The organism is Pseudomonas wenzhouensis (genome assembly GCF_021029445.1).
Lineage (GTDB): Bacteria > Pseudomonadota > Gammaproteobacteria > Pseudomonadales > Pseudomonadaceae > Aquipseudomonas > Aquipseudomonas wenzhouensis.
The window spans coordinates 3,427,422-3,447,628 of sequence record NZ_CP072610.1; the positions used below are offsets into that span (position 1 = coordinate 3,427,422).

Annotated in this window: 22 protein-coding genes and 1 tRNA gene; 5 read left to right on the plus strand and 18 right to left on the minus strand. The window is 59.2% G+C overall.

Annotated features, from left to right (window positions below):
• Positions 1–29: 29 nt before the first annotated feature.
• From iscR to trmJ, 3 genes are all read right to left on the minus strand, one after another.
• Complete coding sequence (gene iscR, locus J7655_RS15840) at positions 30–521, minus strand: Fe-S cluster assembly transcriptional regulator IscR (RefSeq protein WP_003459690.1); 492 nt, start codon at positions 519–521, stop codon at positions 30–32.
• Between the two features lie 136 nt (positions 522–657).
• Positions 658–1,443 (minus strand): serine O-acetyltransferase, encoded by a 786-nt coding sequence (gene cysE / locus J7655_RS15845; protein ID WP_104727178.1) that lies wholly within the window; start codon positions 1,441–1,443, stop codon positions 658–660.
• Entirely contained in the window at positions 1,436–2,215 is a 780-nt protein-coding gene (gene trmJ, locus J7655_RS15850; RefSeq protein ID WP_230927741.1) for a tRNA (cytosine(32)/uridine(32)-2'-O)-methyltransferase TrmJ, read from the minus strand. Before trmJ ends, cysE begins: the two co-directional genes overlap by 8 nt.
• Positions 2,216–2,360: 145 nt before the next feature.
• Here trmJ and suhB point away from each other — a divergent pair, with 145 nt between their 5' ends.
• A complete protein-coding gene (suhB, locus tag J7655_RS15855) occupies positions 2,361–3,176 on the plus strand; it encodes a type III secretion system regulator SuhB (protein WP_169970628.1) in 816 nt (271 codons plus the stop codon).
• Positions 3,177–3,258: 82 nt separating this feature from the next.
• Here the strand turns inward: suhB and J7655_RS15860 are convergent, their stop codons facing one another.
• The 13 genes from J7655_RS15860 to J7655_RS15920 form a co-directional block, all read right to left on the minus strand.
• A complete protein-coding gene (locus J7655_RS15860; RefSeq protein ID WP_230925259.1) occupies positions 3,259–3,801 on the minus strand; it encodes a glycine zipper 2TM domain-containing protein in 543 nt (180 codons plus the stop codon).
• 118 nt (positions 3,802–3,919) lie between these two features.
• On the minus strand, positions 3,920–4,837 hold the full coding sequence (gene secF / locus J7655_RS15865; RefSeq protein ID WP_230925260.1) for a protein translocase subunit SecF: 918 nt from the start codon (positions 4,835–4,837) through the stop codon (positions 3,920–3,922).
• A 9-nt stretch (positions 4,838–4,846) separates the two neighbouring features.
• Positions 4,847–6,715 (minus strand): protein translocase subunit SecD, encoded by a 1,869-nt coding sequence (gene secD, locus J7655_RS15870; RefSeq protein WP_230925261.1) that lies wholly within the window; start codon positions 6,713–6,715, stop codon positions 4,847–4,849.
• Between the two features lie 69 nt (positions 6,716–6,784).
• Entirely contained in the window at positions 6,785–7,114 is a 330-nt protein-coding gene (yajC, locus tag J7655_RS15875; protein ID WP_169970631.1) for a preprotein translocase subunit YajC, read from the minus strand.
• A gap of 41 nt (positions 7,115–7,155) precedes the next feature.
• Positions 7,156–8,271, minus strand: a complete 1,116-nt coding sequence (gene tgt, locus J7655_RS15880) for a tRNA guanosine(34) transglycosylase Tgt (RefSeq protein WP_230927742.1) — start codon at positions 8,269–8,271, stop codon at positions 7,156–7,158.
• 20 nt (positions 8,272–8,291) lie between these two features.
• On the minus strand, positions 8,292–9,335 hold the full coding sequence (gene queA / locus J7655_RS15885) for a tRNA preQ1(34) S-adenosylmethionine ribosyltransferase-isomerase QueA (protein ID WP_230925262.1): 1,044 nt from the start codon (positions 9,333–9,335) through the stop codon (positions 8,292–8,294).
• A gap of 35 nt (positions 9,336–9,370) precedes the next feature.
• Positions 9,371–10,144 carry a substrate-binding periplasmic protein gene (locus tag J7655_RS15890; protein WP_230925263.1) on the minus strand — a complete coding sequence of 258 codons (774 nt, stop codon included), beginning with the start codon at positions 10,142–10,144 and terminating at the stop codon, positions 9,371–9,373.
• A 374-nt stretch (positions 10,145–10,518) separates the two neighbouring features.
• Positions 10,519–11,013 carry a ribonuclease H family protein gene (locus tag J7655_RS15895; RefSeq protein WP_230925264.1) on the minus strand — a complete coding sequence of 165 codons (495 nt, stop codon included), beginning with the start codon at positions 11,011–11,013 and terminating at the stop codon, positions 10,519–10,521.
• A 340-nt stretch (positions 11,014–11,353) separates the two neighbouring features.
• Positions 11,354–11,965 carry a hypothetical protein gene (locus J7655_RS15900; RefSeq protein WP_230925265.1) on the minus strand — a complete coding sequence of 204 codons (612 nt, stop codon included), beginning with the start codon at positions 11,963–11,965 and terminating at the stop codon, positions 11,354–11,356.
• Positions 11,966–11,974: 9 nt separating this feature from the next.
• Positions 11,975–12,259, minus strand: a complete 285-nt coding sequence (locus tag J7655_RS15905) for a hypothetical protein (RefSeq protein ID WP_230925266.1) — start codon at positions 12,257–12,259, stop codon at positions 11,975–11,977.
• A gap of 263 nt (positions 12,260–12,522) precedes the next feature.
• Positions 12,523–13,269, minus strand: a complete 747-nt coding sequence (locus J7655_RS15910) for a KilA-N domain-containing protein (protein WP_230925267.1) — start codon at positions 13,267–13,269, stop codon at positions 12,523–12,525.
• A gap of 97 nt (positions 13,270–13,366) precedes the next feature.
• Positions 13,367–13,525: a hypothetical protein gene (locus tag J7655_RS15915; protein ID WP_230925268.1), complete on the minus strand. Its 159-nt coding sequence runs from the start codon at positions 13,523–13,525 to the stop codon at positions 13,367–13,369.
• A gap of 211 nt (positions 13,526–13,736) precedes the next feature.
• A complete protein-coding gene (locus J7655_RS15920) occupies positions 13,737–14,369 on the minus strand; it encodes a recombinase family protein (protein WP_230925269.1) in 633 nt (210 codons plus the stop codon).
• Between the two features lie 243 nt (positions 14,370–14,612).
• Here J7655_RS15920 and J7655_RS15925 point away from each other — a divergent pair, with 243 nt between their 5' ends.
• Entirely contained in the window at positions 14,613–15,611 is a 999-nt protein-coding gene (locus tag J7655_RS15925; RefSeq protein WP_230925270.1) for a hypothetical protein, read from the plus strand.
• Between the two features lie 101 nt (positions 15,612–15,712).
• Here J7655_RS15925 and J7655_RS15930 read toward each other — a convergent pair whose 3' ends face one another.
• Positions 15,713–16,435, minus strand: coding sequence for a hypothetical protein (locus J7655_RS15930; RefSeq protein ID WP_230925271.1), 723 nt, complete (start codon positions 16,433–16,435; stop codon positions 15,713–15,715).
• 171 nt (positions 16,436–16,606) lie between these two features.
• Between J7655_RS15930 and J7655_RS15935 the strand changes: the two genes are divergently transcribed.
• Positions 16,607–16,996: a hypothetical protein gene (locus J7655_RS15935; RefSeq protein WP_230925272.1), complete on the plus strand. Its 390-nt coding sequence runs from the start codon at positions 16,607–16,609 to the stop codon at positions 16,994–16,996.
• 24 nt (positions 16,997–17,020) lie between these two features.
• Here the strand turns inward: J7655_RS15935 and J7655_RS15940 are convergent, their stop codons facing one another.
• Positions 17,021–17,869 carry a tyrosine-type recombinase/integrase gene (locus J7655_RS15940; protein ID WP_230925273.1) on the minus strand — a complete coding sequence of 283 codons (849 nt, stop codon included), beginning with the start codon at positions 17,867–17,869 and terminating at the stop codon, positions 17,021–17,023.
• A gap of 547 nt (positions 17,870–18,416) precedes the next feature.
• Here J7655_RS15940 and J7655_RS15945 point away from each other — a divergent pair.
• Positions 18,417–18,500: transfer RNA gene (locus J7655_RS15945), tRNA-Leu, on the plus strand.
• 207 nt (positions 18,501–18,707) lie between these two features.
• Complete coding sequence (locus tag J7655_RS15950) at positions 18,708–19,916, plus strand: tyrosine-type recombinase/integrase (protein WP_230925274.1); 1,209 nt, start codon at positions 18,708–18,710, stop codon at positions 19,914–19,916.
• Positions 19,917–20,207: the final 291 nt, after the last annotated feature.

Below are 20,207 nucleotides of genomic sequence, written 5' to 3' on the forward strand. Positions count from 1 at the left end.
CAGACTTCTCCTATCGGCAAGCGCACCGCTCATTCGACGGCGGACGCTTCAATCTTATCCAGGCGTGGCGCCTTGCCAGAGCAGCGACGCTGATCCTGACGCAAGGCCACTTCCTGCACCTCATGACGCGCGACCAGGTCGGCCAGGCTGATGCCACTGAGGAATTCATGAATCTGCTGGCTGAGGTCGCACCACAGATGGTGGGTCAGACAGGTGTCGCCGGCATGGCAATCACCCTGCCCCTGGCAACGCGTGGCATCCACCGACTCGTTGACCGCATCGATCACCTGAGCCACCTGAATGCCGCGCATGTCGCGTGACAGCTGATAGCCGCCGCCCGGCCCGCGCACACTGGAAACCAGGCTGCCACGGCGCAGCTTGGCGAACAGTTGCTCGAGATAAGACAGGGAAATGCCCTGCCGCTCGGAAATATCGGCCAGGGAAACGGGACCGTGCTGCGCGTGCAGCGCCAGATCGAGCATGGCGGTAACGGCGTAACGGCCTTTGGTAGTCAGTCGCATGGCTCTACCACGAATCACTGAAGTGCCGCGAAGTATGCGATTCCCGAGTATTTAAGTCAACTATAAGACCTATTGATTTACTCAGGTTTGCGCACAAAAGGAGGCGGCATCATAGCAAAGCCCGCCTCCCGCTGCATCAGGCAGCCGGCTTGTCGCCCTGCTGCTGATCCTTGCACACGTCGGCGAAGTCCTCGTCGCGCAGGGTCGGCAGATCCTTGGCGCAATAATCACTGCCGAGCGCCGTCAGCGCCTTGCACATCCCCTCCAGACGACCATCGACCGCATGCAGGTGATCGAGCAACTGGCCGATGGCACGGGCAACCGGGTCAGGCATGTCCTGACCCACGCCGTAGGCGTCGAAGCCGATCTTCTCGGCCATGGCCTGGCGCTTGGCTTCCTGCTCGTCATCTGACTTGACGATGATCTTGCCGGGAATGCCAACTGCCGTCGCCCCGGCCGGCACCGCCTTGGTCACCACCGCGTTGGAGCCGATCTTAGCCCCAGCCCCGACAGTGAACGGGCCCAGCACCTTGGCACCAGCACCCACCACCACCCCATCTTCCAGGGTCGGGTGACGCTTGCCCTTGTTCCAACTGGTGCCACCGAGGGTGACCCCCTGGTAAAGGGTCACGTCGTTACCGATCTCGGCAGTTTCACCAATGACGATGCCCATGCCGTGATCGATGAAGAAACGCCGACCGATCTTCGCCCCCGGATGAATTTCGATACCGGTCATCCAGCGCCCGAAGTTGGAGACCACGCGCGCCAGCCACTTCCAGCCCGAACGCCACAGCGCGTGCGCCACGCGATGCAGCCAGACAGCGTGCAGCCCGGGATAGCAGGTCACCACCTCGAACGCATTGCGCGCCGCCGGATCACGGTGAAAAACGCTCTGGATATCTTCTCGCATGCGCTCAAACATCAGACTTCCCCTGCTTGTGAGACTCTCCACGCACGGCCTTCTCCGTCTCGGTCAGGATGCCGCGCAGGATATTCATTTCCAACTTGCTCACCGCACTGCGCCCATACAGTCGACGCAGACGCGTCATCAGGTGCCGCGGCTTCTGGGGATCGAGAAAACCGATCATCACCAGCACGCGCCGCAGATGACCGTAGAAGGACTCCAGTTCGTCCGCTGTCGCCGCCTGAGCATTGAGCATCGCTGTCGACTCCAGCTTCTCTACCTTGGTCGGCAGACTCGAGGCCGTCAGCCAGGCCATGCGCACTTCATAGGCCAGCACCTGCACCGCCGCCGCCAGATTCAGCGAGCTGAATTCCGGGTTGGACGGGATATGCACGTGGTACTGACATCGCTGCAACTCTTCGTTGGTCAGGCCGGCATATTCACGACCGAACACCAACGCCACTTCGCCCCCCGCAGCAGCCTGCTCACAGCTGGTCACGCCGCATTCGCGCGGGTCCAGCAGAGGCCAGGGAATGCGCCGATCGCGCGCACTGGTGCCGACCACCAGGGTGCAGCCCACCAGCGCTTCCTCCAGGGTATCGACCACCTGTGCGGCATCCAGCACATCGGTCGCACCGGACGCGCGCGCGACAGCCTCGCCACTGGGGAAATCTTCGGGAGCCACCAATACCAGACGCGACAGCCCCATGTTTTTCATCGCCCGCGCGGCACCGCCGATATTGCCCGGATGACTGGTGCCCACCAAAACCACGCGAATATTGTCCAGCAACGCAGACGCTCTCAGAAATCTCAAGGGGGCGACGATCTTACCCAAGCCCTTCGATTAATGCCATGCAGCGTACAGACGGCGCTTCATCGGCAACGGTTTTCTGCTAACATGGCCGGCTTTCTTTAACGCCCCAGGTGAACCGCCCATGCAGCCCATGCTGAATATCGCCCTGCGCGCCGCTCGTAGCGCCGGTGAAATGATCTTTCGCTCGATCGAGCGCCTGGATGTCATCTCGGTCGACGAGAAGGACGCCAAGGATTACGTCACCGAGGTCGACAAAGCCGCTGAGCTGATGATCGTCCAGGCCATCCGCAAGGCCTACCCGACCCACAGTTTCCTGGGCGAGGAAGGCGGCGTGCTGGAAGGCAGCGGCGACGGCGCCGACTACCAGTGGATCATCGACCCGCTGGACGGCACCACCAACTTCGTTCGCGGCGTACCGCACTTCGCCATCAGCATCGCTTGCAAATACCGCGGCCGCCTCGAGCACGCCATCGTCCTCGACCCGGTGCGCCAGGAAGAATTCACCGCCAGCCGTGGCCGTGGCGCCGCCCTCAACGGTCGCCGCCTGCGCGTCAGCAACCGCAAGAGCCTCGACGGCGCCCTGCTCGGCACCGGCTTCCCGTTCCGTGACGGCCAGCTCGATCACCTGGACAACTACCTGAACATGTTCCGCAGCCTGACCGGCCAGACCGCCGGCATTCGCCGTGCCGGCGCAGCCAGCCTGGATCTGGCCTATGTCGCCGCCGGTCGCTTCGATGCGTTCTGGGAGTTCGGCCTGTCCGAATGGGACATGGCAGCCGGCGCGCTGCTGATCCAGGAAGCAGGCGGCCTGGTCAGCGACTTCAGCGGCAGCCATGAATTCCTCGAAAAAGGTCAGATCGTGGCCGGCAACACCAAATGCTTCAAGGCTGTACTGACCGCGATCCAGCCGCACCTGGCGCCGTCGATGAAGCGCTGAGTGTCTGCCACGAGATTGTGACTGCCAGGGATGGCAGGCCATAAAAAACGCCCCGAGGGGCGTTTTTTGTGGCTTGAGTTTCTTACTGGGCCTGCTGCACCAGCACCAACTCGCCCTGCTTGTTGACCGGAATACGGCTACCCGGATCACGATCCATGCGCACGGTGCCAACCTGCTCACCTAGTTGGTACTTGACGTCATAGCCCACGAGCTTCTCGCTGGTATCGGTCACGGTGTTGCAGCGGGTTTCCGTGGTGGTGTAGGTGTCGCGCTGCTGCATGCCTTCCTGAATCTTGTTGCCGGCATAACCGCCGCCAACCGCACCGGCCACGGTGGCGATCTTCTTGCCGGTGCCGCCGCCAACCTGATTACCCAACAGACCACCGGCGATGGCGCCGATAGCAGTACCGGCGATCTGGTGCTGGTCCTGCACCGGACGCTGGCGGGTGACGGTGACGTCCTTGCACACCTCGCGCGGCGTTTTAACGGTTTCGTTGATCGGCGTTACCGCCAGCACCTCGGCATAATCCGGCCCGCGGTCAACCAGGCTGTAGGTTGCTACGGCACCACCCGCGGTCACACCCACAGCACCCAGCACGGCACCTACCAACATCGACTTGTTCATTTCATGTGTCTCCTAGGCTCGGCGACTCGCGCCCTTCTCCCTGCCTGGGACAGCAAAAAGCCGCGACAAGTTCGACTTGTCACGGCTTTCGCTGAGTTTCATGAAGTCGATCACACCATCAGGGGCGACCGTCGTCCGCCTCGGCCTCAGCCACTGGCGGAATCAGATCCTCGACGCTGAGTTTCATCCAGATCAGTACCACGGCGCCAATGTAGATCGACGAATAGGTACCGACCACCACACCCACCAGCAGGGTCAGGGCGAAGGCGGCCAGCACGTCACCACCGAAGAACAGCAGCGCTAACAGCGCCAACGCCGTGGAGAGCGATGTGGCAATGGTACGCAGCAGGGTCTGCGTGATCGAGATGTCGATGTTCTCGGTCAGCGAGGTTTTGCGCAGTACGCGGAAGTTCTCGCGGATACGGTCGTAGATGATGATGGTGTCGTTGAGCGAGTAACCGATCATCGCCAGCACCGCCGCCAGTACCGTCAGGTCGAACGGAATCTGGAAGAAGGCCAGCACACCCAGGGTGATCACCACGTCATGCACCAGAGAAGCGATCGCGCCAACACCGAACTTCCACTGAAAGCGGAAGGCCAGGTAAAGCATGATCCCGCCCAGCGCCAGCAGCATGGCAATACCGCCCTGGTCGCGCAGCTCTTCGCCGACCTGTGGCCCCACGAACTCGACGCGCTTGACCTCGAAGCGCATCGACGCGTCGACCTGGCGCAGCGCCGCTGCAACCTCGTTGCCCAGGTCAGGTGAATCGCCAGCCAGGCGCACCAGTACATCAGTGCTGGCACCAAAGCTTTGCACCACGGCATCGGCATAGCCGGCCTGACCCAGCTCGCTCTTGATCAGATCGAGGTTGGCCGGCTGCTCATACTGCAGCTCGATCAGCGTGCCACCGGTGAAATCCAGACCAAAGTTAAGCCCTTTGGTGAACAGTGCACCCAGGCCGATCAGCGTCAGCACGACCGTAATGGAAAAGGCGATATTGCGGATCGCCATGAAACGAATGGTTGATTTGATCATGGCTGTACCTCAGATCCACAGCTTCTTGAAGTTGCGACCACCGAAGATCAGGTTGACCAGACCCCGGGTGAACATGATGGCTGTGAACATCGAAGTCACGATCCCCAGCGACATGGTTACCGCGAAGCCCTTGACCGGGCCGGTACCCATGGCAAAGAGAATGCCGCCGACCAGCAAGGTGGTCAGGTTACTGTCGAGAATTGCCGTGTAAGCACGATCAAAACCCTCATGAATCGCCCGCTGCACGGGCAAGCCATTGGCCAGCTCCTCGCGTATCCGCGAGAAGATCAGCACGTTGGCGTCGACCGCCATACCCAGGGTCAACACGATACCGGCGATACCCGGCAGGGTCAGGGTCGCGCCGATGGCCGACATCAGACCGACCAGCAGCACCAGGTTGAACGCCAGGGCAACGGTCGCCAGAAAGCCGAAGAAACGATAAATGGCGATAATGAAGATGGCCACAAAGACCATCGCCCATTCGGTGGACGCAATACCCTTGGCGATGTTCTCGGCGCCCAGGCTCGGGCCGATGGTGCGCTCTTCGGCGAAGTACATCGGCGCGGCCAGACCACCGGCACGCAGCAGCAGCGCCAATTCCGACGACTCGCCCTGGCCGTTCAGCCCGGTGATGCGGAACTGGCTGCCCAGTGGCGACTGGATGGTGGCCAGGCTGATGATCTTCTTCTCTTCGACGAACGAAGAAACGGCGACTTCCTGCTCGACGCCGTCGACGCTCTGCCGCACATAGCGGGTGACCGGCTTCTGCTCGATGAAGATCACCGCCATGCTGCGACCGACATTGTTACGCGTGGCGCGGTTCATCAGGTCGCCGCCGTGACCGTCGAGGCGGATGTTCACCTGCGGACGGCCGTTCTCGTCGAAGCTGGCCTGGGCATCGGTCACCTGGTCACCGGTGATGATCAGCTCACGCTCGAGTTGTACCGGCGGACGGCCTTCCTCGCGGAAACCGAAGGACTCGGTCGCGCCACGCGGCGCGTCGAAATCGGCCTGCAGGCGGAACTCCAGGTTGGCGGTCTTGCCGAGAATACGCTTGGCCTCGGCGGTGTCCTGCACACCCGGCAACTCGACCACGATGCGGTTGGCGCCCTGGCGCTGCACCAGCGGTTCGGCCACGCCCAGCTCGTTGACGCGATTGCGTACGGTGGTGAGGTTCTGGCGGATGGAGTATTCGCGAATCTCGGCGATCTTCGCCTGAGTCAGGCCCAGTTGCAGAACCTGTTGGCCATTGCGCTCGACGACGGCCAGGTCGAAGTCGCTGTAATCCTTGCGGATCAGGCGCTGCGCCTTGTCCAGCGTCTCGCTGTCGGCAAAGCCGAGCTGAATCCGGCCATTGCTTTCCGGCATGCTGCGGTAGCGAATACGCTCCTTGCGCAGCAGGCTCTTGATCTCACCTTCATAGACCTTGCGGCGCACATCCAGCGCCTTGTCCATGTCCACTTCCAGCAGGAAGTGCACACCACCGGACAGGTCGAGGCCGAGTTTCATCGGACTCGCACCCAGGTTGCGCAACCAGTCGGGGGTGGTTTGCGCCAGGTTCAGCGCCACGACGTAATCATCACCCAGCGCGCGACGGACGATGTCCTTGGCCGGCAACTGGTCATCCTGCCTATCCAGGCGAATCAGGCCACCACGCCCCCGCTCGTCAATGCTGGCAGCCTTGACGGCAATACCCGCATCAGTGAGTGCCTTGCTGGCACGATCGATATCGGCCTGCTCGATGCTCAACGCCGAACTGGCGCCACTGATCTGCACCGCAGGGTCATCTGGATAGAGGTTTGGAATGGAGTAGACCAGGCCGATCGCCAGTACGGACAGAATCAGCAGGTACTTCCACAGAGGGTATTTATTGAGCATGAACGGGCCGCCCGTTTAAAACGCGGGGCGCTAAAAGCGCCCCGTGGAATGGAAAAACCGAGAACCGAATCAGATGGCTTTCAGCGTGCCCTTGGGCAGAGTGGCGGCGATGGCCTGCTTCTGGAATTTCAGCTCGACGCTGTCGGACACTTCGATCACCACGAAATCATCGGCAACTTTGGACACCTTGCCGGCGATACCGCCGCTGGTGACCACTTCGTCGCCCTTCTGCAGGCTGCCAAGCAGGTTCTTGTGCTCTTTGGCACGCTTGGCCTGCGGACGCCAGATCATCAGGTAGAAGATGACCAGGAAGCCGATCAGGAAAACCCACTCGAAACCACTGCCGGCAGGGCCAGCAGCTGCGGTGTCAGCGTAGGCGGCGGGGATGAAAAAGCTCATGTAACACTCCTAATGGAAAGGATCTTCAAACGTTCGGGAAATCAGTCCAACGGCGGCACAGGCAGGCCACGCTTGGCATAGAAGGCATCGACAAAGGCGGCCAATGTACCCTGTCCGATAGCCTCGCGCAAACCAGCCATAACCCGCTGATAGTGCCGCAAGTTATGGATGGTATTGAGCATGCTACCGAGCATTTCGCCGCACTTGTCCAGATGATGCAGATAAGCGCGTGAGAAATGTTTGCAGGTGTAACAGTCGCAGGTCGGATCCAGCGGCGAATCATCGTGTTTGTGCACGGCGTTGCGGATCTTCACCACACCGGTATCGACGAACAGGTGGCCGTTGCGCGCGTTGCGCGTGGGCATCACGCAATCGAACATGTCCACGCCACGGCGCACGCCCTCGACCAGATCTTCCGGCTTGCCTACGCCCATCAGATAGCGCGGTTTGTCGGCCGGCATCTGCGGCGGCAGGAAATCCAGCACGCGGATCATCTCCTCCTTCGGCTCGCCCACCGAGAGGCCGCCGATGGCCAGCCCGTCGAAGCCGATCTCGCACAGGCCTTCCAGCGAGCGCATGCGCAGCTCCTCGTGCATGCCGCCCTGGACGATGCCGAACAGCGCCGCGCTGCTCTCACCGTGTGCGGTCTTCGAGCGCTTGGCCCAACGCAGCGACAGCTCCATGGAGCGCTTGGCCACGTCGAACTCGGCCGGATAGGGCGTGCATTCGTCGAAGATCATCACGATGTCCGAGCCCAGGTCGCGCTGCACCTGCATCGACTCTTCCGGCCCCATGAACACCTTGGCGCCGTCGACCGGCGAGGCGAAGTACACCCCCTCCTCCTTGATCTTGCGCATGGCGCCCAGGCTGAACACCTGGAAGCCACCGGAGTCGGTGAGGATCGGCCCCTGCCACTGCATGAAGTCGTGCAGGTCGCCGTGCTTCTTGATCACCTCCATGCCCGGGCGCAGCCACAGGTGGAAGGTGTTGCCGAGGATGATCTGCGCGCCGATGTCTTCGATATCACGCGGCAACATGCCCTTGACCGTGCCATAGGTACCCACCGGCATGAAGGCCGGGGTTTCCACCACGCCACGCGGAAAGGTCAGGCGACCACGACGGGCCTTGCCGTCGGTGGCCAGCAACTCGAAGGACATGCGACAGGTGCGCGACATACTCAAACCTCGGGCCCGCGCGCGGCGGGATTGCGGGTGATGAACATGGCATCACCGTAACTGAAGAAGCGATAGCCCTGCGCCACGGCCTCGCGGTAGGCGGCCATGGTTTCGGCATAACCGGCAAAGGCCGACACCAGCATCAGCAGGGTCGACTCGGGCAGGTGGAAGTTGGTCACCAGGGCATCGACCACATGGAAGGGGCGTCCTGGATAAATGAAGATATCGGTATCACCGCTGAAGGGTTTCAACTCGCCATCGCGCGCGGCCGTCTCCAGGGAGCGCACGCTGGTGGTACCCACGGCAACCACGCGCCCGCCACGCGCCCGGCAGGCCACCACGGCGTCGACCACATCCTGGCCAACCTCCAGCCACTCGCTGTGCATGTGGTGATCTTCGATACGCTCGACCCGCACCGGCTGGAAGGTGCCCGCACCGACGTGCAAGGTCACGAATGCGGTTGCCACATCCTTGGCACGGATCGCCGCCAACAGCTCGTCATCGAAGTGCAGACCGGCAGTCGGCGCAGCGACGGCCCCCGCCTTCTGCGCATAGACGGTCTGATAACGCTCGCGATCCGCTTCGTCGTCCGGTCTGTCTATATAAGGAGGCAGCGGCATATGGCCGACACGCTCCAGCAGCGGCAGCACAGGCTCGGCAAAACGCAGCTCGAACAGCGCATCGTGGCGCGCGACCATCTCGGCCTCTGCGCCACCGTCGATATGAATCTGCGACCCCGGCTTGGGCGACTTGCTCGAACGCACGTGCGCCAGCACCCGATACTGATCGAGCACACGCTCGACCAACACCTCCAGCTTGCCGCCGGACGCCTTCTGGCCGAACAGACGCGCCGGGATTACCCGCGTGTCGTTGAACACCATCAGATCACCAGGGCGCAGTTGCTCCAGTACATCGGTGAACTGGCCATGGCGCAGCGCACCCGTTGGCCCGTCAAGCTGCAACAGGCGGCTGGCACGACGCTCAGCCAGCGGATGACGGGCAATCAGCGATTCGGGAAGGTCGAAGTGAAAATCGGCAACACGCATGATTCGGAGGGGGTATTTTTGCAGGGTCGCAGAGCTTACCGGATTTCCACTGGCCCGACCACGTGAGCCTGCGGGGCATAGCGGGCAACGATACGCGCCAGGGTGCCATCGGCCTGCAGAGAACGGATCGCAGCATTAAAAGCCGCCAACCTGTTCGCCTGCTGCCGATGCAGGCGCAGACGCAACTGAGAGCGATTGATCGTCGGCCCCTCCTCTACCTGCCAACGAGCCCCCTGCAACATCGCATGCTCATGCTGCAGGTAGCGCCATTCGAGACGATTCAGAATACCGGCCTCGCTACGCCCCTGCGCGACCAGGTGAATCAGCGCCTGCACATCAGCACCATCGTGACGCTGGAAATACTCACTGCCGACGTAGCCATAACCACGCACGGTCGCAATCGAACGCCCGCGCAAATCCTGCAGCCGTTGATAGGCAAAACGCCTGCCTGGCGCGAAAACCAGCATCTCCTCGCCCTCGAGCACCGGCACCGTCCACAACGACACCTCACCCTGCCCGGCATCACGGCGCCAGTGCTTGCTCACGCAACACTCAATCTGTAGCTCCCCCTCGCGAAACAGCTTCTGCGTGCGCAGCGGCGGCAAGGGACGACTGGCTTGCAACTGTTCTGGCAAGCGCTCATCCAGTGCGAGCATGAATTCATGAAGAATACCGCTCACGTGCTGCTGCTCGACAATCCAGTAGGGCGCCCAGCTTTCGTCAGTAACGCCGTAGACCAATGGTGCAGCACGGGCAGTTGGCGCCAGCAGCAGACTAACAAAAAACGCTCCGCAGAAGATTCTGATCACACCCTCCTCCATGACTGGATATACGCCAGCGCCACTATATACAGGCCATAGCCATCACGCTCGCCGCCTTGAACCGGCAAACCGTAACAACAACGCTGCCCCCCCGATGACAACGGCCTGCAAACAGACGGACTCACCATTGACCAGAGAACAACAGCAACGCCGATTGACCCGCGCCAGACGCATCCCTATACTTCGCCGCCATCGTGCCCCGGTGGCGGAATCGGTAGACGCGGCGGATTCAAAATGACTCCAGCCAACTACCAAACCCCTCTAGATCGCACCTTTCAGGCCATCAAGGCCGCTGCTACACCGCTGAGTCACGGTTAAGACTCGATCCTGACAGCCTCGTCAATCGGCTTCAAGATTCCCTTCTACGCCACTTCCTCAGCCACTCTCCTGACTCGTTTTTTGTACGTCCTCCCGGTCGCCCCAAGCCTCGCCAGAACATCTGCCCGCTCGTTACCTTGCGTGCCATTGTGGCCCCTTAACCACCTGACAGTGACGTCCTTCTCCAGCAGTAGTTGAGCCAGGCGTTGCCATAAGTCGAGGTGCTTCGGTGGCTTCTTGTCGGCCTTCTTCCAGCCCTTGGCCTTCCAGCCTTCCAAGCCCCCATTGCAGGCGTTGGCGATGTACTCGCTATCGGTGCGCAGGGTGATAGGTGCAGGCTGAGTGCATCGTTCCAGAGCCTCGACCAAGGCCATGAGTTCGGCTCGGCTGTTAGTCTGCTCCTGGGCCTCGGGGACTGGCCCGGCAATCTCCAGGGTGTCGCCTTGCGGGTTGGTCAGAACAGCGCCCCAGCCAGCTCTGGCGTTGGGCTTTCCGTTGTTGGTGCATGCGCCGTCGGTGTAGATCGTGTAGGTGCTCATGGGTAAGTGTTCCTTGTCTGAAGTGCAGGCAGACCTCTCCCTCCTGACGTTTCTCAGGTGGAGACCTCCGGTGATGCCGGTCAGGTAGTCGAGGCCGAAGGCCTTCGGGGGAAGACCAAGCTTTAAGGAGATACCATGTGATGGCTGAGGGTGACGCTGAGAGTTGCGCCTGGAGATGGCCCAGGTGTTGGTCTTTGCTTGGTTTGCCTTTGATGGGAGCAACTACAGCAACTGCACCAGAGCGAACCCCCGGAGGCCTCTTGGAGGTACTGGTCTTGGTGGTCTTTTATATTATTGGGGGCTTTCCATACCCTCTGATACAAGCGGCCTGCAGGCAATATCAGCCGCCAGTTTTGGCGGTTCTGAACACCCATTGCTGCAATGCGTGGCTTCTGGCTTGAAGGTCACCTCTCCAGGCATACCAAGGGTGAAGGCTGATTTTCATTGGCCAGTAACGCCCCTGATGCTTTCGCTCAATCAGACGGTGTCGCTCCAGATCAGACAAAGCCCGCTCTATGTTTCGCAGCGGGGTATAAAGCGCCTTGGATAACTCGGCCACGGAGCCATACCAGATATTGCGAGCCGACAACGCACGCGCAAGATGCTTGAAAAGCCTGACCGCCTTGTCGCTCAGTCCGACATCAAGAAGGTCTAGGATATTGTCGGCGTCATAAACCAGCCGGTCGGCCCACCAGTCAAATGTCTGGACAGCCTGCCACAGCTCCTCTTCGTTCCTGGCGTCATTTGGCCAAGGCGTATCAAGCCCAACATAAGGGGCATCCCTCAGGTCACGCTTCGTTAGTGCAGCGGGCTTTTCCAGCATTTGTTCAGTGGGGTTCAGTATTTCGCCTGACGCAACGTCAACATAGAAACGCAGGCCAAGCCCGCAGGGGACAACATCCACAGTCTTGGTTTCAACATCGGCGATCGTGACGCTCGGTAGTTGTTCCATGCGTCCCCCTTAGCGGCTCAGTTCAGCCGGAGTGAGCGCCTTCCCGCCCATGCGATTGACTGGGCCAAGCTTCAGCCAGTGAGGGGCATCCTTGTCGTCCTGGGCAAGATCCAAGAGGTCGGCAAGTGATTTGCTCAGGCCAGCAACCAGGGCCAGCTCCAGGGCTTCGCCCAGGCGTGTATCGCGCCCCTTCCGTTTCGCCAAGGCGTTGGCCAGGGCGACCAACTGGGTGGCATGGTCTCGGAGCATATGAACGTGGAAGCGCACCAGGGGCGCAGGCAGTTGATGCTTCATCGGGTAGTGTTCCTGTGTGATAGGCGAACGCCAGCGCCCCGCTAGGGGTAGCCCTGCAGGGTGTCGGGAGGAGTCGCCGGGGGAGTGCTGAGAGGCAGGAAAGACGCCGCCTGGAGCGGTTTTCTTTTCTGCTATTACTGGGGGTAAAGGGGCGTCAGCGGCTCGTTCTCGCGGACGGTGACTTCACACCGCCCAAAGAACGCTTCAAGGGTCTTCTGAACTTCGTAGAGAGAGCCTCGCAGGGCGTAGTTCAGACTTGAGTATCAAGCCACCTCTATGGCGCTACCGCCGATGATGCGACTCAGCTCGTCGAAGCCCTTCTGGGTTACAAAGACCTCGGGAATGCTGTCGTAGCTGCCCGCACGCTGCAGCATGCGAACGACTAGCCAACCCTTGTCGACTGCTCTCTTGCTGGGAGTATCAGCATCACGACGCGACTTCCACCCGATGTGGCGCAAGACCCTATCGACGGCGATAGCGCTCTGGAAACCAAGCATGTGAGCCACCTGAGTGGAGGTATAGAGGTCATTGTTGCTCACGGTGGCGTCGCAACCTTCAGCTTTCGGCAGGAGGACGGTGTTCTCCTGCTTCAGGGCTACACGCTTTTCTTCCAGTTCGGCTGCTAGGCGCAGAGCGTCAGCGAACGACTGAGACCGATTCATCACTGCAGACTCTTCCGGCTTGGTGATGGTCAGCTCGGCCTTCTTGTTCAGGATGTCGTGGATAACCATGTCGCAGAACACCGCGAACTTTACGTCCAGCCAGCGGGCGAAGAAGACGGCCAGTTTGGGGTGCCCCCAGGTGCCACCATTACGTCCCTGGTGCGATTCATAAATGCGTGAAAATCCCACCTTTTCCAGAGCCTCGACGTACTTATTAGTGGAAGGAAGACGAAGGAACTCTTTGACCTCCTTCCCAAACTCCTTCGCGGCCTTGGTCATGTTGAAGTAACCATCCTCACGAAACTGGAAGACGTTACCGTTGTAGTCGCGGGTGATGATGTTGCTCATGGTGTCTCTCCTAAAGACTGGTCAATTCGTGGCCTTGGTGGCCTGCAGTGCTTTTCTGCTAGTACTGGGGGTAATTGGTTGGAGACGGGGGCGAGCCTTACTTCTCGCCCAGCAGTTCCTTGATGTTGTTGGCGATGGATTGGGCCTTGGTGGCCTCGGTCAGCAGCTCGTCCGCTTGTTCTTCCAGCAGCGTGGCCTGCTCGATCTTGCTGGCGGCTACTGCGCGGTTACGGGCGTTGACGTCTTCCAGGGCCATGAGGGTTTTCTGGAAGGACTTGAGGAGAGGAGAAAACAACAGGGGGTTGGAGATGCAGGCAGTGGTTGTGCAACGGACGGGGAATCCGTGAAGCCCTAAATTGCTGGTGGTTATGACACGGACTAGGTATCCGTTTATCAACCACCAGATACGCCAAGCCCCCGTTGGGTGACCTCTAGGGGCTTCGTCTTTGCGGTACTGGTGATAGGCCTCAGGCTGTGGCGCTGGCCTTGTCTCTGGCTCTTAGCACAGTGCTGGTGCTGACCCTCAAGAGCTTGGCCGTCTCTCTGATACCTGTTCCCTTGTTCAACAGGGCCAGGATGCTGGCGTGCTTATCCTTGTCGATGCCTCGGCCTTTGTAAGCCCCCAGAGCTTTAGCCTTGGTGATGCCTTCGTTCTGGCGTCTGCGCCTGTCTTCGTAGTCCTTCCGGGCAACCGCTGCGAGCATGTCCAGCAGCATGTCATTGATTGCGCCCAGCATCCGAGAGGTGAAGGCATCGGCTGCGGTATTGCTGGCGCTGGCCATGAACTGGTGAGAGGTCGGCAGATCCAGGGCAACGACCCGCACCTCCTTCGCCTTGATGGTTGCCCGGAGTTGCTGCCAGTCGCCCTCAGTGAGGCGGCTCAGACGGTCGACCTGCTCAACCAAGAGAACATCCCCCGGCTTCGCGTCGGCCAGCAGACGGAACAGCTCAGGGCGCTGTAGAGAGGCGCCGCTTTCGTTCTCGGTGTAGTAGCTAGCGATGTGCTGACCATGGCTTTGGGCGAAGGCGTCCAGGGCAGACCGCGCTCGGCTAGCGTCTTGCTCAGTAGTGGATGCCCGGAGATACGCACGGACAAACATTGGTGACAGCTCCTTGTTGTCGTTTAGGTGTTGTCACTATGCATGTTGCCGTATGAGTGGTCAAGGCCATACCAAACGACAACAAGTCAGGCGGCTGTTGCTGTTGTCGCTGAGGTATACCCAAAGAGAACGCCCTGGAAGGTAGCGAGAGAGTTGGTTGGCTTATGAGCGCCAGCAATACGACTGGCAGAGCTCCCCCTACGCCCTTATCCTTCCTCCCCCTACCTGAGACGAGCTCCTGACATGATGTCGAAACCCTTCACTAGCTTACTCCTTGCACTCAGCATGCTTGCTTGTGTCAGCAGTGCCAACGCCTCAGAGCCAGCTCTGGCTCAGGCGCGGATGGTTATGCAGTCAGTGATGAACGCCGAAAGTGGTTTTATAAATAAGTCTGTTCACGACGAATTCTGGCGCTTGTTGAAGACGGATGCTGAAAATGAACCGGAGGCACTTCATCAGATCGTGGCAGCACTGCACCAAGCAAGAGTCATGGCGAGCGGCTATCCGTTGGAAACCTGGAAGAGCATTCAACAAAGCTACGAGCAGCGGAAAGTTGTTAGGACACCTGGCTTTGTCAAAATGTCAGCCAATCTCCGGGGGCTCCAGCCGCAAATTGCTGCGTCAGTGGATAACGCTGAGCGCTTCTTGGCAGCAGCGGCCAATCGCACCCCAATATCAGCCAATGGCCAGACTGTTTATATCGACGAAGAAAGGATCGGCACAGTGCTCAACGGGATTGAAGCCTCGCAAAGCCGCCTCGACAGACTCTTCAATCCGCAATGGTCAGAAGAGATGATAGAGCAGGCAATTCCAGCTGCTCGAGTCACGATTCTCACGCCCGACTTGTTCGCCATCTCACGGGATACGATTGCCGGCATAGCGGTGCCGACCGTTACGGCGCAACGCAACCTTGGGCCGAGCTCCACGGAGCAGATTATGTTTATTCAAGTCCCAGGAGCGGACAAGACCGATCTTGATAGGCGCGCACTTTCAGCCTGCAGGGGCGCCTTCGGTGTGGTCGGCCTTACTTGTAAGGCAACAGCAGTGCAATGGCGCGGCTTGCCGGGGATTACTGCAGCTGACTCAACAAGCGTGGATGGCATCAAAATCGGGCTTGCTGTGCAGGTTATCAAGCTTGAGTCAGAGCAGGCCTTGCAAACATTCTCAGTCGTCGCACCAGGCACCGCAACAGACGCCTCGTTGGCGCTTGACGCCTTCATGCGTCGGGTAAAGTATGACTAGCCAGCTCCAACTTGGTCGTCACAGCAGTCGCAGGCTCTAGCAACCCAAGTGCCGACCAGGCTCACAAGTGGACATTAAGAGCTACTCACGAACAGCCCCCGTCAAGGATTAGTCTTTCCTGAGAGCTGAGGCCAATCGAATATCTCTTCAATACCTGACGTCTCGTAAATGAAGCCTCCATGAATGGCTGAAAAGTCAGGAGTATCCATATCTAGCCAGGCATCATGCGCATCCAATCTGATGACGTTCTCCCCCGGAGACAGCTTCTCTTGCACCTGATATTTGCTCCCACTGAAGAAGGATGCTGGGTCTTCAGCGACGGCGTCCTTGAGCCTACTTATGTCAGTCTTCAGGTGAGAATGCATTGCCAGCACTGCAGAGCTAGCGTGGGTCTTGAAAGCTTCAACAGTGGCCCTTTCACTTGGCCGGGAAATGGACTTATTCGACATCCTCACGTTCAAGGGAGTGAACTGTCCATTTAGCTCTGTCCCCTGCAGGAGCAACCGAGGAGGAATGGCGTCAAGGTCATCATGTGCTATGAGAGTGTTTCGGATGCTCAGAAGATGCTGATGGATCGCTGCATCAAAGCCCTCTGCGCGGGTAACCCTGCTCTCTTTATATCGAACAGGCTTCCCGTCAATGTTGTGATTAAGAAAAGGCTTCGTATAGCGAATGACGGCCCAGTGAAATATCGACGCCGGGATAATCGCTACAGGGTCATCGTGACGCTCTAGCAAAAGATGAAAGCCATTAGCAGCACCCAGCATGTTGTGGAGCGCTTTCATCCCGATCTTGCATTGAAGCATTAATCCTTCGACCTTCATGTCGCCACTCTTTGAGCCGTAGAGACGCTCGATGGTACCCCCGATACGGGGGGAAGAGGGCCAATTCCTTACTACAAGAGGTAGCTCAGATTTTTCTACCAAAAACATTCTGGCAATCTATGCCTCCCGACATTTAGCCGGTAACCAATTGATTCGCATGGAGACATTTCCTTGAAGCTCAGGATTTCCTTGATAGCCGTATTGCTGGCTAGCGCAGGATGCACGCAGTACTCCTCCAACCTGCAGGTAGGCAATGAGCAGATTTATACAAGCCTCAAAGACCAACGCGAAGCACTCCGAACGGTACGTCAATATGAGGCGCTACCGGCTGGTGCCGAGGTACTAGGCCCAGTTGAAGCAGGCCGCTGCCATCGCAGCTGGGTTGAAAAAGAGCCCGAGGAAAGCAGTCTTTTGATAGACCTCAAAGTTGCTGCATATGCCAAGGGCGCTGACGGAATCACAGATGTGAAATTCTCGAAAGACTCAGGCTTAAACCGCAACTGTTGGTACATCTTAGGGGCAACTGCTGTGATGTTTGCGCTTCCCTCGAAGGCGGAGTAACTGAACACGCCAGGATGTACATACCTATATCCTGGCTTCTCCATATGCACTACAACCACGCACCATCTCGAAAGCATCCTCCACCGCCTGCATCGGCTCCCTCAAGTCCTCCACACTCAGTCTCAGGTAGTGCTTCATGGTCACGTCACCACCCACGCTGTGGTTGACCAGACGCTTGACCGTGGCCAAGTCCTTGAGCGTGCGCTGGGCAATCGTGACAAACGTCCTGCGTAGGTCATGGGGTGACCAACTGAACTGCAACTGCTTGACCAGATGCTCGACCACCAGCTCCAAGCGCCGGGTCGACAACTGGAAGACCAACCCCTGTCGCCCCTCACAGTGAACCTTCAGCATCGCGTATAGGCGCCTGCAGAGGGGTAGCCTATGGTCGCTGCCGTTCTTGGTGTCGTGGAAGGTGACCGTCTTACCCTGCCAATCAATGTCAGTGGTCTTCAGCCTCAGCGCCTCCCCTCTTCTGCAACCGGTCAGGGATATGAATACGAAGGCAGCCGATGCTTCCTTGTCTGGCAGCGACTCAACAGCCCTCCACCACCGTGGCTGCAGTGAGTCAGGTATAATGCCATCCCTTGGCTTGATGTGGTGCAGCCCACCCATCGCCTTGAGACGCTGAGTCGGGTTAATCGTCGTGATGCCGTGTTTGGCAGCCCCGAACGACCAGACAGCAGAAAAGATGCGGGCAAGCTGATTGGCCTGGGCCTTGGACTTGGTGCTGACCTCATTGAAGCGTTTCTCGAAAGCATCCGATGAAATAGCCAGCCAGCTTCGCTCCAGCCAGTCAGCGGCATAGCGATTGAAGACCTTCTGGTAGTCGTCAGCAGTGGATGCCTTCAGCTTGCGAGTGTTGCGATACATATCGAAGACCGCCTGCAGTGTCGGTGCTGGCTTGGTCTTTTGCTTAGGCGCTGGTGCTGGGAGTGTCGCTGCCTCAACCCGAGCAACATCCTGCCTACCAGCAACCCCAAGCCTTGCTCTCAGGGCATCCAGCGCCGCCGCCCTGGCCTCCTCCGCGCTCATGACAGGCCAATGGCCAAGCGTCCTATAGCTACCCCGCAGGCGAACCCGAAACACCCTTGAGCGCGCCCCTGCGACCATCTGGAAGCCCACCAAGTGGCTATCGTGGACAACCTGCCGAGTGCTGCCCGAACAATTGATCCGAGCGACCGAGGAATCGGAAAGGAGGAAGCGTCTTGCTGTTGAGTTCTGCGTCACCATTGCTACACCGCTGCGTCACCAAAGTGCATGGGCGTGACTCAGCAGCGAATGGCCAGGAGCAGGCCAAACGCACTCGTCGGAGTAGCTTAAGAAAGACGCCTAACTGCCTGAAAAGGCTCTAGATCAGGGATTCCACGCAAGCCGATTGACCAACCCCACCGGCATCCCTATACTTCGCCGCCATCGTGCCCCGGTGGCGGAATCGGTAGACGCGGCGGATTCAAAATCCGTTTTCGAAAGGAGTGGGAGTTCGAGTCTCCCCGGGGCACCATACAAACATCTCAGGACGTACCGAAACGACCTGAAACCCTAGAGAACCGGCCACTTGAGCCGGTTTTTTATTGCCCGCAATTCCCTACCGTTACCTTGTAAGCCCACTGGATTGTGAGTAGATTTGTGAGTAGATCGAGTTTGGTCGATAAATCTACTCACACCTGAGCCGCCAAACGCCGCCCGGCATGGCTCACACGGGGGCACCATGCCGCTGACCGATTCCGCAATCAAAACAGCCAAGCCCAAGGACAAGCTGTATCGCTTAGCCGACAGCAACGGCCTGTGCTTAGAGGTCGCCCCAACCGGCTCCAAGCTGTGGCGCTACCGCTACCGCTTCAACGGCAAAGCTAAAATGCTTTCCTTGGGTGCCTATCCTGCCGTGCCTTTGGCCGCGGCCCGCCGCAAGCGTGATGACGCCCGCTTACTGCTGGACGAAGGCGCAGACCCAGGCGCAGAACGCCAAGCCACTAAACAGGCGCAAGCACTTGAGGCGCAGACATTCGAGGAACTGGCGCGTGAGTGGCACGCTTACCGCTCGCCACGCTGGGCAAAGTCCACAGCCGACAAGGCCGCTGCTTACTTAGAGTCTGACTTATTGCCCGCCCTTGGCCACCGCCCCGTCAAGGCCATTACCCGCCCTGAGCTGGTAGCACTAATCCGCAAGATCGAATCACGCGGGGCGCACAACGTCGCCAAGAAAACCCGCCAATGGCTAAGTCAGATTTTCCGCTTTGGCCTGGCACAAGGGTCGGTAGAGGCAAACCCAGCAACTGACTTGGACGTGATCGCAGCTCACGCACCAGCAACGCGGCACCATCCGCACGTCACCTGTGCAGAGTTACCCGAACTGCTGAGCAAGATCGAAGCAGCCAACATCAATACCCTGACCCGCCACGCCATCCGCCTGCTGGTGCTGACGGCTGTGCGCCCTGGTGAATTGCGCGCCGCACCCTGGGCCGAGTTCGACCTTGAGGCCGCCACTTGGACGATTCCGAAAGAGCGCATGAAAGCCCGACGCGACCACTCGGTGCCACTGCCACGCCAGGCCGTTGCCATCCTGCGCCAGCTTCAAGAAGTCACCGGGGGTTATGCATTGGTATTTGCCGGGCGCAACAACACCAACCGCCCAATGAGTGAAAACACCATCAACAAGGCATTGGCTGACACCGGCTATAAAGGCCGGCAAACCGGCCACGGCTTCCGCCACCTGCTGAGCACCGAACTTAATGGGCGCGGCTACAACCGGGATTGGATCGAGCGCCAGCTTGCCCACGGTGATGACGACGAAATGCGCGACACTTACAACCACGCCGCCTACCTGGAGCAGCGCCGGGAGATGATGCAAGCGTGGGCCGACTCGATAGACGCCCTGCGCGCTGGAGCCAACGTGGTTAGCATCAAGCGTAAGGCTTGAGCGCAACGAAGCCAGCGTAGTTGCCCAAAAGCCCCCATATGCGCCTTATGTCACTGGAGCGATAAATAAGGCGGCAATAACGCCAAAAACGCCTCTATATATGACAATCCTTCATCAGCACGGTTATTTGTACTGACTCGCCTAGCACCTTGGGAGGGCTATATATTTCAAATCTGGCAACCTCATTGCCACCGGTGGAGATACACGCCGCCAAACGATGAGCACATAAAACTAAAAAGCATATAAGACTGCTTTTTAAACCAACAAAAGGTCTATTAAATTTAATAGCCA